We start from the raw sequence: 13,677 nt of genomic DNA, 5'->3' as shown, positions 1-13,677 counted from the left end.
ATTCACATGGAACCCTAGTTTTAAATGGAAGCATAGTTTTAAATGAAAGCATAGTTTGAGGCTAATCAGCAGCTTTCTGTTTGGCTAACGGCTCGTAAATGTGAAACATCATAATTGAAGTAAGACAAATATCAGTGAGGACATCTTTTGAGGCAAATCGATTTTAGCAGTATGACCTCATCTCGCTTATGGCAAGCAGGTTTGCTACAAAAAATACCGCAATGGCAGAAACAAATCAGCCAATTTATTGCCTTAGTATTGCTGATCATATCGGCTTGGATTCTGGGAAAAATGGTGTGGCTGATGCAGCAAAACGCGGTTGATATAACGCCTTGGTCTCCAAGAGCAATCGCATCAACGCCGAATGCGGTGCGTTCGCTTGATCTCTCTTCTTTACAACAAGGAAGTTTATTTGGTCGCTATAGCGAGCAGAAGGTCGAAGCCGCACAGCCTGTGGTCAAAGATGCACCTAAAACCAGCCTTAGCTTATTATTGGTTGGGGTGGTGGCGAGCAATGAACCGAGTAAGAGTCTAGCGGTAATCGCAAATCGTGGCAGTCAAGCGACCTATGGTGTTAACGAAGTCATCGAAGGAACCCGTGTCAAATTGAAAGCGGTGTTCAATGATCGCGTCATTATTGATAACTCGGGGCGCGATGAAACCTTGATGTTGGATGGAATTGACTATCATAAACAGAGTGTGGCAACGCCTGAGCGCGTTGTTGCATCGAATGTGCGTGGTAATAACCCAGCGTCTGCAGAAGAGAAGTTGGATGATATTCGCGCCGCTATTGCCAGCAATCCGCAAGAAATCTTTAAATATGTGCGCCTGTCGCAAGTGAAACGTGATGACAAAGTGCTTGGATACCGAGTGAGCCCCGGGCAATCTCCTGAGCTGTTTGAGTCGGTAGGGCTACAAGATGGCGATGTCGCAATCGCGCTAAATGGTCAGGATTTAACGGACCCAGACGCCATGAATAAGATTTTTCAGTCAGTCTCTGAGTTAACCGAAATGAACTTAACAGTCGAAAGAGACGGGCAATCCCATGACATTTATATCCAATTTTAGACAGACTGATGCATGAGCATGAGTTTAGGGAGTAAGACGTGAAGCATTGGTTAAACAAAACGACATGGTTATTGATGGGTGGCTTGTTGTCATCGCCGTTAGTCATGGCAAACGATTTTAGTGCCAGCTTTAAAGGCACCGATATTCAAGAATTCATCAATATCGTGGGCCGTAATCTTGAAAAAACAATCATTGTTGATCCTTCAGTTCGGGGGAAGGTCGATGTCCGCAGCTATGACACGCTTAATGAAGAGCAATACTACAGCTTCTTTTTGAATGTATTGGAAGTGTATGGTTTTGCCGTGGTGGAGATGGACAACGGCGTGCTCAAAGTGATCAAGTCGAAAGATGCCAAAACGTCTGCGATTCCTGTGGTTGGCGATGAAGGAAAAGAGAACGGTGATAGCGTGATCACGCGCGTTGTTGCGGTGCGGAATGTTTCGGTACGAGAGCTTTCACCTTTGCTGCGCCAGTTGATCGATAACGCAGGAGCGGGCAACGTAGTGCATTATGATCCGGCGAACATCATTTTGATTACAGGTCGTGCTGCGGTCGTCAACCGTTTAGCCGATATCATCAAACGAGTTGACCAAGCCGGTGACAAAGACATCGAAGTGGTGGAACTGAGTAATGCATCTGCCGCTGAAATGGTGCGTATTGTGGAGGCATTAAACAAAACCACGGATGCCAAAAATACCCCAGAGTTTTTGCAACCTAAGCTGGTGGCCGATGATCGTACCAATTCGATTTTGATCTCAGGTGATCCTAAAGTTCGTGAGCGCCTAAAGCGATTGATCACTCAGCTTGATGTCGAAATGGCGACCAGAGGTAATAACCGCGTCATTTACCTTAAGAATGCGAAAGCGGAAGATTTGGTTGATGTGTTGAAAGGGGTGTCTGACAACTTGCAGGCCGAGAAACAGTCTGGGCAAAAAACAGGGCAAAGTTCACAACGCACCGAAGTGATGATTTCAGCACATGCACCGACCAATTCGTTAATTGTTACCGCCCCGCAAGACATCATGAAAGAGCTACAAGATGTGGTTGCGCAGTTGGATATTCGTCGCGCTCAGGTATTGATTGAAGCGCTGATTGTTGAAATGGCTGAAGGGGATGGCATCAACTTAGGCGTGCAATGGGGCTCACTCGACAACGGCTCTGTGATTCAGTATGGCAATGCGGGCGCGCCAATCGGTAATGTAATGATTGGTTTGGAAGAAGCTAAAGATACCACCACCAGTAAAGCGGTTTATGATTCTGATGGTAATTTCTTGCGCAATGAAAACACCACCACTAAAGGGGATTACTCTACTTTGGCGTCAGCGCTCGGCGCCGTCAATGGTGCAGCCATGAGCTTAGTGATGGGCGACTGGACGGCCCTTATCAGCGCCGTGTCGAGTGATTCCAACTCGAATATCTTGTCATCACCGAGTATTACCGTGATGGATAATGAAGAAGCCTCCTTCATCGTGGGCGAAGAGGTACCTGTTTTAACAGGTTCGAGAGCGGGCGCAAATAACGATAATCCTTTCCAAACCGTAGAACGCAAAGAGGTCGGTATCAAGCTGAAAGTGGTACCACAAATCAACGAAGGCGACTCAGTTCAATTGAAAATTGAACAGGAGGTATCCAACGTATTAGGAGCGAATGGTGCCGTCGATGTCCGTTTTGCAAAGCGTCAATTAAACACATCGGTCATCATTCAAGACGGGCAAATGTTAGTTTTGGGGGGGTTGATTGATGAGCGCGCGGTCGAAAGTGAATCCAAAGTCCCACTATTAGGCGATATACCGGTTTTAGGCTATTTGTTCAAATCGACCAGTACCCAAGTTGAGAAGAAAAACCTGATGGTCTTTATTAAGCCGACCATCATTCGTGATGGCATGACGGCCGATGGCATCACTCAGCGTAAGTACAACTACATTCGTGCTGAGCAGCTCTATAACGCTGATCGTGGTTTGAAGCTGATGGCGAACGACAATATCCCTGTGCTGCCCAAGTTTGGTGATGACCGTACCCATTCTGCGGAAGTACAAGCCTTCATCGAACAAATGGAAAAACAGCAATGACCGAAGTTTTGTCGCAACCTCACTACCGTCGTTTACCGTTTAGCTTTGCCAATCGTTTTAAATTGGTATTAGAGCTGGTAGAAGACAACGAGCTGCCGACGTTATTTTATGTCGCACCGCTGGCTATCGAATCATTAGTCGAAGTGAAACGAGTCGTGAAACAGCCGCTCAACTTGGTTGAAATTTCACTGGCCGAATTTGAAAGTAAGCTGACCCAAGCTTACCAACGAGACTCGTCAGAAGCGCGACAATTAATGGAAGATATTGGTGCTGACAGTGATGATTTCTTCTCATTAGCCGAAGAGCTGCCGCAAAATGAAGATTTGTTAGAGTCAGAAAACGATGCGCCCATCATCAAATTGATCAACGCCATGCTTGGCGAAGCGATCAAAGAGGGCGCGTCGGATATTCACATTGAAACCTTTGAGAAAATCTTGTCGATTCGTTTTCGTGTCGATGGAGTACTGCGTGAAGTGTTAGCGCCGAGTCGTAAATTAGCGCCGTTGCTGGTTTCACGCGTCAAAGTAATGGCTAAGCTTGATATCGCTGAAAAACGTGTACCACAAGATGGACGCATTTCATTGCGCATTGGCGGTCGAGCGGTCGATGTTCGCGTGTCCACCATGCCTTCGTCTCACGGTGAGCGTGTGGTGATGCGTTTGCTAGATAAAAACGCCACGCGCTTAGATCTGCACAGTCTAGGAATGACGGCCGCCAACCACGAAAGCTTCCGTCAATTAATCAAACGACCGCATGGCATTATTTTGGTGACGGGTCCAACCGGTTCAGGAAAATCCACCACCTTGTACGCTGGCCTGCAAGAACTCAACAGCAACGAGCGTAATATTTTAACCGTTGAAGACCCGATTGAGTTCGATATTGATGGTATCGGCCAAACTCAAGTCAATCCTAAAGTGGACATGACTTTCGCGCGAGGATTGCGTGCTATTTTGCGTCAAGACCCGGATGTGGTCATGGTTGGGGAAATTCGTGATTTAGAAACCGCGCAGATTGCGGTACAAGCGTCTTTAACCGGACACTTGGTGATGTCGACTTTGCACACCAATACCGCCATCGGTGCGATAACACGTTTGCGCGATATGGGAATTGAACCCTTTTTGATCTCATCATCGCTGCTTGGCGTATTGGCACAACGCTTAGTGCGCACCTTATGTCCAGATTGCAAAGAGGCCTACCAAGCCGACAATGAGCAGAAAAAACTGTTCAATTGTAAGAAAAAAGAGTCGCTGACACTGTATCGTCCGAAGGGTTGTGACAAATGTAATCACAAAGGGTATCGAGGCCGAACGGGTATACATGAATTGTTGCTGATTGATGATGAGGTACAAGCCTTAATTCATAGCGAAGCTGGAGAGCAAGCGATTGAAAAAACGGTGCGCGCGAAAACACCAAGCATTCGCGATGACGGGCTCGATAAAGTGCTGAAAGGCATTACCTCACTTGAAGAAGTGATGCGAGTGACGAAGGAAGCATAATGGCGGCATTTGAATATAAAGCGCTCGATGCCAAAGGCAAACAAAAGAAGGGTGTTATTGAGGGGGACCATGCTCGGCAGGTTCGCCAGCGCTTAAAAGAGCAAGGGCTTATACCGATTGAACTCATTGAGACGCAAGCGAAAGCGGCTCAGCGTGAACAATCGCCTTTCAGTTTTAAGCGCGGTATCAGTACACCGGATTTAGCGCTCATTACTCGCCAGTTATCCACTTTAGTGCAATCGGGTATGCCACTGGAGGAGTGTTTGAAAGCGGTATCTGAACAATCGGAAAAGCCGCGCATTCGCAACATGCTGGCCGCTGTTCGCTCCAAAGTGACCGAGGGTTATACCTTGTCAGACAGCTTGGGTGATTATCCACATATCTTTGATGACCTGTTTCGTTCGATGGTTGAAGCGGGCGAAAAATCAGGCCATTTGGATTCGGTGCTTGAGCGTTTAGCGGACTATGCTGAAAATCGCCAAAAAATGCGTTCCAAGTTACAACAAGCGATGATTTATCCGGTGGTGTTGGTGGTGTTCGCGGTGTGTATTGTGGCTTTTTTGCTGGCGGCTGTGGTGCCTAAAATTGTCGGACAATTTGTCCAAATGGGGCAAGAATTACCGAAGTCGACTCAATTTTTACTCTCCTCAAGTGATTTTATCCAGCATTGGGGTGTCCAATTGCTGGTGCTATTGGTGATCTTGATTTATCTCGTCCGATGGTTGCTAAGCAAGCCGAATTTGCGGTTGAAGTGGGATAAAAAAATCATCGGCATGCCGTTGATTGGCAAAATCACTCGCGGTCTCAACACCGCGCGTTTTGCGCGAACCTTGTCGATTTGTACCTCCAGTGCGATTCCTATTTTGGATGGGATGCGTGTGGCGGTGGATGTGATGTCCAATAAATACGTCAAGCAACAAGTATTGTTGGCGGCTGACAATGTTCGCGAAGGGTCGAGCTTGCGTAAAGCGCTTGAGCAAACCAAGTTATTTCCACCGATGATGCTGCATATGATCGCCAGTGGTGAACAAAGTGGTGAGCTCGAAAGTATGCTGACGCGCTCGGCCGATAACCAAGACGCGAGTTTTGAATCGACGGTCAACATCGCATTAGGTATTTTTACCCCGGCACTGATTGCATTGATGGCTGGGTTGGTACTGTTTATCGTGATGGCGACCTTGATGCCGATTTTAGAAATGAATAATTTAATGAGTCGTTGATCATGACTGAATTCTGCAATGATCACGGCCAAACTATGTTGGAGATTGGAATGAGAACAAAAACAAATAAACAGTCGGGCTTTACTTTGCTTGAAGTGATGGTGGTTGTAGTTATTTTGGGTATTTTGGCGAGTTTTGTTGTGCCTAATTTGCTCGGTAATAAAGAAAAAGCTGACCAACAAAAAGCGATTACCGATATTGTCGCACTCGAAAATGCGTTGGATATGTATAAATTAGACAACAGCGTGTACCCAACGACAGATCAAGGCTTAGAAGCGCTAGTGACCAAACCGTCGAATCCTGAGCCACGCAACTACCGCGATAACGGTTATATTCGCCGTTTGCCAAATGACCCTTGGGGCAACCCTTATCAATACTTAAGCCCTGGTGATAACGGTACGATTGATATCTTCACGCTGGGTGCTGATGGTCAAGAAGGCGGCGAAGGCGCCAGTGCCGACATAGGCAACTGGAACATGCAAGATTTCCAATAAGAGAGAGGGCGGCCTTAGCCGCCCCATTTATCTGATGCTATCTCAACGCGGTTTTACCCTACTCGAAATACTGCTGGTGCTCGTGCTGCTCTCGCTCAGTGCTGTGGCCGTTATATCGACGCTACCTAGCACGAACAACGATGATGCGAAACAGTACGCGATGAGCCTTTATCAGCGTCTACAACTGAGCAATGAAGAAGCCATTCTCAGTGGCAAAGATTTTGGTTTGCGGGTCGATGAAAAAAAATCGCATCTGGTTTTCCTATCGATGGAGGACAAGGGATGGCAGCCGCTAGAGAGCAAGAAAATGGCTTCACAGCTCCAACTGCCTGAGGGATTATCTCTCCAGTTTGAGCTGGGAGGAAACACATGGAAAAACGATGATCGACTCTTCAAACCGGGCAGTCTGTTTGATGACGATAAGTTTGCTGATGAAGGCGAGCAAAAAAAACAATTACCACCACAAGTGTTTATTTTATCAAGTGGTGAGCTGACGCCTTTTGTCCTGAGCATCCACCTTAATCAGCAAGATGCAGAGCAAGGCTGGCGAGTGGTAGTGAAAGAAAACGGGGAAATCACGCTGTTCGCTCCGGGAGATGCGATCGATGGGTAAACAAAAAGCGATGACGCTGTTAGAAGTCTTGGTGGCGCTGGCTATTTTTGCCACCGCTTCCATCAGTGTGATTCGTTCGGTCAGCCAACACATCAATACCGTGAGTTATTTGGAAGAAAAAGCGTTTGCCGCCATGGTGGTCGATAACCAGATGGCGCAAGTGATGCTTACTCCTCAAAACGTACAAGCGAAAAATGGCAGTGAAGTATTGGCGGGTCGAACCTGGTATTGGAAAGTCACTTTAGTACCCACTGCGGATAATTTATTGAAAGCTTTTGATGTCAGCGTGGCTAGTGAAAAAGAAGGATCACCTTTGGTGACAGTGAGAAGTTATGTCGCCAAATAAACAAAGCAAAGGCTTTACCCTGATTGAAGTGCTGGTGGCGATTGCGATTTTCGCTAGTTTGAGCGTTGGTGCTTACCAAGTATTGAACCAAGTCCAGCGCAGTAATGAGATTTCAGCCCAACGTAGCCAACGTTTGAACGAATTGCAGCGTGCCATGGTGTTAATGGATGGCGATTTTCGGCAGATGGCAACGCGTCAATTTCGCACCAATGGTGAAGAGCCAAGTCAACAGATGCTGATTTGGAAAGAGTACTTGCTCGACTCCGATCAAAAAGGAGTGCTGTTTGCACGCTTAGGTTGGCATAACCCACAGCAGCAATTTCCACGCGGGGAAGTCACTAAGGTCGGCTACCGAATTAAAGAGGGCGTGTTAGAGCGTATATGGTGGCGTTATCCTGATACTCCCGCAGGGCAAGAAGGGATTATCACGCCATTGTTACATGATGTTGAGTCACTGTCGCTGCGCTTTTATAACCAAGCTCAATGGAGTGAAGAGTGGAGTGATGGCTTGAAAATCCCACAGGCGGTGGCCGTGAAATTGGCGCTGAAAGATTATGGCGAGATTGAGCGTATCTACCTTACTGCTGGTGGTGGCATCAATTTGACTAATAAAGAGGCTGATAATAATGGCGCACCCTAATCGAGCCCAACGTGGTGTGGCGTTAATCGTTATCTTGTTGTTGTTGGCGATTATGGTGTCGATTGCCGCAACTATGTCCGAGCGTTTATTCACACAGTTTCAAAGGGCGAATAATCAAATTAGTTATCAGCAAGCCTATTGGTATAGTGTGGGCAGTGAAGCTTTAGCCAAAGTTGCTATTGAGCAGAGCTACAAAGACAGCGAAACGATTAACTTAAGTCAACCTTGGGCGATGAAAGAGCAAACGTATCCATTGGATTACGGCACTCTGAAAGGGCGCATCCTTGATAAACAGGCTTGTTTTAACCTGAATGTACTCTCGAGAGCCAGACCTGCGGCAGGGAGTGTCGAAAAACCCTATTTGGTGCAGGTGTTGCAACGGTTATTGGAAGAGCTTGAGGTTGAAAGCTATCAAGCCGAAGTGATTGCCGATTCGGCTTGGGAGTATATTGATAGCGACTCAAACGTACAGTCCTCTTATGGCGTAGAAGACAGCCATTATGAATCAATGTCTCCTGCTTATCTGGCGGCGAATAGTTTACTTGCGGATAGCAGTGAGCTGCGCGCGGTTCAGCAGGTGAGCGGGGATGTAATGAATAAAATAGCACCTTATATCTGCACTCTCCCCACTGATGATTGGCGTTTGAATATCAATACCTTGGCCCCCGATCATGCCAAGTTATTGGTGGCGATGTTCAGCCCGCACTTAAGTGAAGGGGATGCAAAAAACTTACTCGAGAGCCGACCATTTGATGGTTGGGCATCGGTAGACAATTTTCTCGCAGAGGCCGCATTGGCCGCTGTGGAGAGCAAAGTGAAAGAAGAAGCGAAACAGTACCTAGCTGTCGATAGTGCTTATTTTGAACTGGATGCTCAAATCTTGGTTGATGACTCGCGAGTTCGTATTCGCAGTTTATTGTTTAGTGATAATAGAGAAACCGCAACGGTCATACGCCGTCGCTTTGGAGGGATCAGTGAGCGAGTTTCTGACCGTTCGGCTGAGTAGTCAACAAGACGCTGAAATACCTTGGCTGGTGTGGTCAACACAGCAGCAAGAAGTGATTGCCAGCGGTGAAATATCCGGATGGGAGCAGCTATCTCAGCTCTCTAGCTATGCGGCTGAACGCGCCACGATTGTGCTGCTCGCTGCCAGTGATTTAGTTCTGACTGAGGTCGCGATTCCATCAGGGGCAGCTCGTCGCTTAGAGTCAATGCTGCCTTATCTAATCGAAGATGAGATCGCACAAGATGTGGATGAGCTGCATTTTTCAATTTTGCATAAAACCGCTTCCACTGCTTACGTTGTCGGGGTGGATCGTGCTTGGTTGCGTACCCGCTTAGATGAGCTCAAAGCCGCGGGTTTTGACGTGAAAAAGGTATTACCGGATGTGTTGGCTATCCCTGCATCAGAGGGGTTGTCGGCACTGCAGATCGGCCAAGAATGGTTAATCCGTAAAGGTGAGTATTTAGGGGTGAGCATTGAACCGCAGTGGTTAACGCTGTTTAGTGCTGCAGAGTGGGTCAAGCAAGATGGGCACTATTTACCACTTGAGGCGTATACCCCGCTCCCTGAGCTGACACTGGCTGAAGGACAACATTGGCAACAGGCCGAGCCTCATTTAGTCATGGCGTTGCTGACTCAGCAAGCGATAGCGAGCAAAGTGACTTTACTGACGGGAAGTTTTAAAACCAAGTCCTCGTTTTTGAAGCATTGGCAAGTATGGCAAAAAAGCGCATTAGCGGCCGCTGTGTTGATTGTGATTTCAACCAGCCACCATCTTTTGCAAGCAGGGCACTACGAAGCGCAAGCCGATGCTTATCGAGCGGAGAGTGAACGTGTTTTTCGTGCGGTTTTTCCTGATAAACAGAAAATACCCACCATCAGTTACCTGAAAAGACAGATGAACGATGAAGTCGCTCGACTCTCTGGCGGCGGAGCTAATGGGGCGATGCTAGAGTGGTTGTCGAAACTACCCAGTAGTGTCGGCAGCGTACCGAATATGCAGTTGCAAAGTGTTAAATACGATGGTAATCGGGGTGAAATTCGTCTTGAAGTTCAAAGCAATGATTTTGAAAGCTTTGAACAAGCGCGCCTTAAATTGGAAAAGCAGTTTGTGGTTGAGCAAGGACAATTAAACCGTGCGGGTGCCGTTGTCAACGGCACCTTTATACTGAAAGGTTTGTGAGGTGAGTGACATGAAAAATAGCCTGAGCGCACTTCAACAACGATGGGCGGCCTTTTCCCCTCGTGAACAAAAATTACTGTTAGGTGGTGTGTCGCTGTGTGTGGTTGCGATCATTTATTGGGGTGTTTTAGCGCCACTTAATCAGAAAGCTGAGCTTGCGCAAGCCCGGATTATCAGTGAAAGACAATTGCTTAATTGGGTGACGGATAAGGCTGATGCTATTATTCAATTGCGCGCACAAGGTGGCGTGGTAGCAACGGCGCAACCGCTCAATCAAGTCATCTCATCAAGTGTGCAGCGTTTTCAAATTGAGCTTATTCGTATTCAACCGCGTGATGAAATGATGCAGGTTTGGATACAACCACTTCCTTTCTCTAAATTGGTGGATTGGCTTGCCTTTCTAAAAGAGCAGCAAGGTGTCGATGTCGAGTTTATGGACATCAACCGTGCTCAGCAAAGTGGCGTTGTCGAAGTAAAACGCTTACAACTGAAGCGAGGTGGTGAGTGAAAAAGAAATTGCTCTATAGCGGGTTCCTTGTAATGGTTTTTCTCATCAGTGTGGTCGCGCATATTCCTGCCTCCTTGGTGATGAATCAACTTTCCTCTTCCGAAGTCATGCGTGTCACTGGTGTTGACGGTACGGTGTGGTCTGGTAGTGCTCAACAACTGTTTTGGCAAGGGCAAAATGTCGGCGATCTCAACTGGGACATCCAAGTATTGCAACTGCTGATGGCCAAGTTTGAAGTGGCGGTACGCTTTGGGCGTGGTGGTGATATGGGGGTTCGTGGCAAAGGCAATCTTGGCCTTGGGTTTGCTGGCCCCTACGCGGACAAGGTTGTGGTTTCTGTCGCGGCTAATAAATTAGCGGCGCTGTTTCCTCTGCCTGTGCCAGTGACTTTTCAGGGGCAAGTCGAATTGTCGCTAAACCATTACCGCTATGATAGCCCGTGGTGTGAATCTGCCGAAGGCTCACTTGCGTGGACCCATGGCCGAGTTGACTCACCTTTAGGAGAGCTCTCGCTTGGTCCGGTAGTGGCAGATCTGCAATGTCAAAGCAATCAGATGACATTGAACGGCCAGCAAAACAGTGAGCAAATGAGCAGTGAGTTTGCCCTGCAGTTGCAACCAGATATGAGTTACAGTGCAAAAGCGTGGTTTAAACCTGAAGCGCAATTCCCACCCGAAATGGCGGAGCAATTACAGTGGATTGGAGCGCCAGACAACCAGGGTAAATATCAGTTTAATTATCAAGGCCAGCTTTGATTGGTTTTTTAACCGTCATCATTTCATACCCCCAATAAAAATGCTGAGTCTATTGCTCAGCATTTTTATTGGTAATGGCCGTTATGGTTTGACTTGTAAAATGGTATTCCAAGGCAAATCAGCATCCCCTAACACAATAAAGTTGGGGTTTTCTAACGTTTCACGCTCATTGTAGGACAGCGGTTGCAGTTGCGTGTTAAGGATGCGTCCGCCCGCCTCTTCTACGATGCATTGCGTGGCGGCGGTATCCCATTCACCGGTTGGGCCGAGACGCAAATAGCAGTCGACAGCACCTTCCGCGACTAAACACGCTTTCAGCGCTGCCGATCCTAGCGGCACTAACTCATAATTCCATGCGCTGCTCATGCAACTTGTAATACGGTTAATATCTTGGCGGCGACTGATCGCAATCGCAATGGATTGCCCAACGGTTTCGTGCTTGTGTGTTTCAATACGCAAGCTTTCAGACATGTCGGGGATCTTCCATGCGCCTTTGCCTGCGTAGGCGTAGTAGGTCACGCCAGAAACGGGCCCATAGACGACGCCCATCACTGGTTGGTTCTCTTCGATCAGTGCGATAATGGTGGCAAAGTCGCCACTGCGCGCAATAAACTCTTGCGTACCATCAAGCGGGTCAACCAACCAGTATCGCTGCCATTGGCTGCGTTTTTCTAGGCTAATGTCCGCCGCCTCTTCCGACAAAACAGGAATATCTGGCGTGAGTTCACTCAGTCGTTCGCAGATCAGTTTATGCGCAGCAAGATCAGCACTGGTGACTGGGGTGTGGTCACTTTTGGTGAACGCTTCGTAGTTTTTTTTCTCATAAATATCGAGAATCAATTGCCCGGCAGAGCGAGCGATTTCAATTACGTCAGGCAGTAAGTAAGATAAATTATTGGCTGTTGGCATCATCAATCCTATAGCTCTACTTTGTTATTTTAGGCTGCGCAGAGCAAGCAGTAGTGCGGTAATGCTTCGGGCTTCACAGAAATCGAGGTGAGTCAGTAGCTCTTCTGCTTGGGCCAGAGGCCAGCGAATGACCTCTAAAGGTTCGGGTTCATCGCCTTCCATTACTTCTGAGTATAGATCTTGTGCTAAGAAGAGTGTCATTTTGCTCGAAAAGTAAGAGGGGGCAAGTACCACCTCTTTTAAGGGGGTTAAGGTGCTTGCGCCAAAACCAATTTCTTCTTTGAGTTCACGATTTGCTGCTTGTTGCGGGCTTTCTCCTTGGTCAATCAAACCTTTAGGGAATCCGAGCTCATAGCGTTCAGTACCAGCGGCATACTCTCGAACCAGCAGTAAATCTCCTTGTGCCGTTACTGGCACCATCATGACTGCATGCCGGCCGCTCGGTTTCATTCGTTCATAGGTACGCTGTTCGCCGTTAGAAAAGCGTAAATCTAATGATTCGATGGTAAAGAGGGTCGATTGAGCTGCCGTTCTTTGAGCTAAAATTTCGGGCAGTTTTTTGGTTGGCATACACTAATTCCCGTAAGGCAAATGACTTTTCTAACTATATGAGAAAATGACCTTAATTGAAAAGGACTTGAGCGCGGCAAATGATTTTAAGTATAAAAAAGCCGAGAATCGCATCTCGGCTTCGTTTTTCTGTAATCCACGTATCTAGCGAGTCACTAGTAGTAAGAGTGCTCACCACGATCGTGTTCAGTGGCATCGCGAACCGCGGTTAATTCGCCTTCAAATTGTTGAAGCAGTTCTTTTTCAATGCCTTCTTTGAGGGTGACATCGACCATTGAACAACCGTTACAGCCGCCACCAAAGGCGACAATCGCAATACCATCTTCGGTGATTTCAACCAAGCTGACATGACCACCATGGCCAGCTAACTGCGGGTTGACTTGAGTTTTAATCGCATATTCCACACGTTCAATCAGGCTTGCGTCATCAGACACTTTACGCATCTTCGCATTCGGAGCTTTAAGTGTCAGTTGTGAACCCATTTTATCAGTGACGAAATCGATCTCTGCGTCTTCTAAAAACGGCAAGCTCAGTTCATCGACATACGCAGAAAAACCTTCAAAGGCAATTTCAGTATCAGTCGCTTCCACTGCCTCTGGTGGACAGTAAGAGACGCCACACTCTGCATTTTGAGTGCCTGGATTGACCACAAAAACTCGGATGTTAGTACCATCAGGCTGTTGCCCAAGCAACTTGCCGAAATGGGTTTGGGCTGTTTCGGTAATAATAATAGAATTTGACACGACGAATACCTGAGTAAATTTATAGGTTATTATTTGCCATTCTACTCCTGAAACACGGCG

The 13,677-nt window shown here is 47.3% G+C and carries 15 protein-coding genes; 12 read left to right on the top strand and 3 right to left on the bottom strand.

The genetic code is table 11. From position 1 onward, the window contains the following. The first annotated feature begins 171 nt into the window (after positions 1-171). Genes gspC through VOR_RS0108650 form a run of 12 tightly spaced genes read left to right on the top strand, consistent with a single transcriptional unit; the run spans position 172 to position 11,395 of the window. Positions 172-1,068 (top strand): type II secretion system protein GspC, encoded by an 897-nt coding sequence (gspC, locus tag VOR_RS0108705; RefSeq protein ID WP_010319325.1) that lies wholly within the window; start codon positions 172-174, stop codon positions 1,066-1,068. 38 nt (positions 1,069-1,106) lie between these two features. Further along, the gene (gene gspD, locus VOR_RS0108700; protein ID WP_010319324.1) at positions 1,107-3,137 is read left to right on the top strand and encodes a type II secretion system secretin GspD; all 2,031 of its coding nucleotides are present in this window, start codon (positions 1,107-1,109) and stop codon (positions 3,135-3,137) included. Further along, positions 3,134-4,633, top strand: a complete 1,500-nt coding sequence (gene gspE, locus VOR_RS0108695; RefSeq protein WP_010319323.1) for a type II secretion system ATPase GspE — start codon at positions 3,134-3,136, stop codon at positions 4,631-4,633. Before gspD ends, gspE begins: the two co-directional genes overlap by 4 nt. After that, positions 4,633-5,853 carry a type II secretion system inner membrane protein GspF gene (gene gspF / locus VOR_RS0108690; protein WP_010319322.1) on the top strand — a complete coding sequence of 407 codons (1,221 nt, stop codon included), beginning with the start codon at positions 4,633-4,635 and terminating at the stop codon, positions 5,851-5,853. Before gspE ends, gspF begins: the two co-directional genes overlap by 1 nt. A 50-nt stretch (positions 5,854-5,903) precedes the next feature. Beyond that, complete coding sequence (gene gspG / locus VOR_RS0108685) at positions 5,904-6,347, top strand: type II secretion system major pseudopilin GspG (protein WP_010319321.1); 444 nt, start codon at positions 5,904-5,906, stop codon at positions 6,345-6,347. A gap of 34 nt (positions 6,348-6,381) precedes the next feature. Next, a complete protein-coding gene (gspH, locus tag VOR_RS0108680; protein WP_010319320.1) occupies positions 6,382-6,960 on the top strand; it encodes a type II secretion system minor pseudopilin GspH in 579 nt (192 codons plus the stop codon). After that, positions 6,944-7,306, top strand: a complete 363-nt coding sequence (gene gspI, locus VOR_RS0108675; protein ID WP_017045697.1) for a type II secretion system minor pseudopilin GspI — start codon at positions 6,944-6,946, stop codon at positions 7,304-7,306. Before gspH ends, gspI begins: the two co-directional genes overlap by 17 nt. Beyond that, positions 7,293-7,946 carry a type II secretion system minor pseudopilin GspJ gene (gspJ, locus tag VOR_RS0108670; protein ID WP_010319318.1) on the top strand — a complete coding sequence of 218 codons (654 nt, stop codon included), beginning with the start codon at positions 7,293-7,295 and terminating at the stop codon, positions 7,944-7,946. The genes gspI and gspJ overlap by 14 nt, the downstream gene beginning before the upstream one ends. Continuing rightward, on the top strand, positions 7,933-8,952 hold the full coding sequence (gspK, locus tag VOR_RS0108665) for a type II secretion system minor pseudopilin GspK (protein WP_010319317.1): 1,020 nt from the start codon (positions 7,933-7,935) through the stop codon (positions 8,950-8,952). Before gspJ ends, gspK begins: the two co-directional genes overlap by 14 nt. Next, the gene (gene gspL, locus VOR_RS0108660) at positions 8,921-10,132 is read left to right on the top strand and encodes a type II secretion system protein GspL (protein WP_010319316.1); all 1,212 of its coding nucleotides are present in this window, start codon (positions 8,921-8,923) and stop codon (positions 10,130-10,132) included. Before gspK ends, gspL begins: the two co-directional genes overlap by 32 nt. Positions 10,133-10,142: 10 nt before the next feature. Further along, the gene (locus VOR_RS0108655) at positions 10,143-10,640 is read left to right on the top strand and encodes a type II secretion system protein M (protein ID WP_010319315.1); all 498 of its coding nucleotides are present in this window, start codon (positions 10,143-10,145) and stop codon (positions 10,638-10,640) included. Then, on the top strand, positions 10,637-11,395 hold the full coding sequence (locus VOR_RS0108650) for a type II secretion system protein N (protein ID WP_010319314.1): 759 nt from the start codon (positions 10,637-10,639) through the stop codon (positions 11,393-11,395). The genes VOR_RS0108655 and VOR_RS0108650 overlap by 4 nt, the downstream gene beginning before the upstream one ends. Positions 11,396-11,476: 81 nt before the next feature. On the opposite strand, the gene cysQ is transcribed toward VOR_RS0108650, so the two are convergent. The 3 genes from cysQ to nfuA all read right to left on the bottom strand — a co-directional run bounded on the left by cysQ (position 11,477) and on the right by nfuA (position 13,617). Continuing rightward, positions 11,477-12,304 carry a 3'(2'),5'-bisphosphate nucleotidase CysQ gene (cysQ, locus tag VOR_RS0108645; RefSeq protein ID WP_010319313.1) on the bottom strand — a complete coding sequence of 276 codons (828 nt, stop codon included), beginning with the start codon at positions 12,302-12,304 and terminating at the stop codon, positions 11,477-11,479. A gap of 24 nt (positions 12,305-12,328) precedes the next feature. Next, positions 12,329-12,874 carry an ADP compounds hydrolase NudE gene (gene nudE, locus VOR_RS0108640; RefSeq protein WP_010319312.1) on the bottom strand — a complete coding sequence of 182 codons (546 nt, stop codon included), beginning with the start codon at positions 12,872-12,874 and terminating at the stop codon, positions 12,329-12,331. A gap of 155 nt (positions 12,875-13,029) precedes the next feature. Beyond that, a complete protein-coding gene (nfuA, locus tag VOR_RS0108635) occupies positions 13,030-13,617 on the bottom strand; it encodes a Fe-S biogenesis protein NfuA (protein WP_010319311.1) in 588 nt (195 codons plus the stop codon). Positions 13,618-13,677: the final 60 nt, after the last annotated feature.

Source organism: Vibrio ordalii ATCC 33509 (assembly GCA_000257205.1).
In the GTDB taxonomy this organism is placed as follows: Bacteria; Pseudomonadota; Gammaproteobacteria; order Enterobacterales; family Vibrionaceae; genus Vibrio; species Vibrio ordalii.
Note: the sequence above shows the minus strand (reverse complement) of the source record. Positions and strands in the feature narration are given on the sequence as shown.

Coding starts and splice junctions, on each gene's coding strand:
- gspC (WP_010319325.1), top strand. CDS start 172: ATGACCTCATCTCGCTTATGGCAAGCAGGTTTGCTACAAAAAATACCG.
- gspE (WP_010319323.1), top strand. CDS start 3,134: ATGACCGAAGTTTTGTCGCAACCTCACTACCGTCGTTTACCGTTTAGC.
- gspF (WP_010319322.1), top strand. CDS start 4,633: ATGGCGGCATTTGAATATAAAGCGCTCGATGCCAAAGGCAAACAAAAG.
- gspG (WP_010319321.1), top strand. CDS start 5,904: ATGAGAACAAAAACAAATAAACAGTCGGGCTTTACTTTGCTTGAAGTG.
- gspH (WP_010319320.1), top strand. CDS start 6,382: ATGCTATCTCAACGCGGTTTTACCCTACTCGAAATACTGCTGGTGCTC.
- gspI (WP_017045697.1), top strand. CDS start 6,944: ATGCGATCGATGGGTAAACAAAAAGCGATGACGCTGTTAGAAGTCTTG.
- gspJ (WP_010319318.1), top strand. CDS start 7,293: ATGTCGCCAAATAAACAAAGCAAAGGCTTTACCCTGATTGAAGTGCTG.
- gspK (WP_010319317.1), top strand. CDS start 7,933: ATGGCGCACCCTAATCGAGCCCAACGTGGTGTGGCGTTAATCGTTATC.
- VOR_RS0108655 (WP_010319315.1), top strand. CDS start 10,143: ATGAAAAATAGCCTGAGCGCACTTCAACAACGATGGGCGGCCTTTTCC.
- cysQ (WP_010319313.1), bottom strand. CDS start 12,304: ATGCCAACAGCCAATAATTTATCTTACTTACTGCCTGACGTAATTGAA.
- nudE (WP_010319312.1), bottom strand. CDS start 12,874: ATGCCAACCAAAAAACTGCCCGAAATTTTAGCTCAAAGAACGGCAGCT.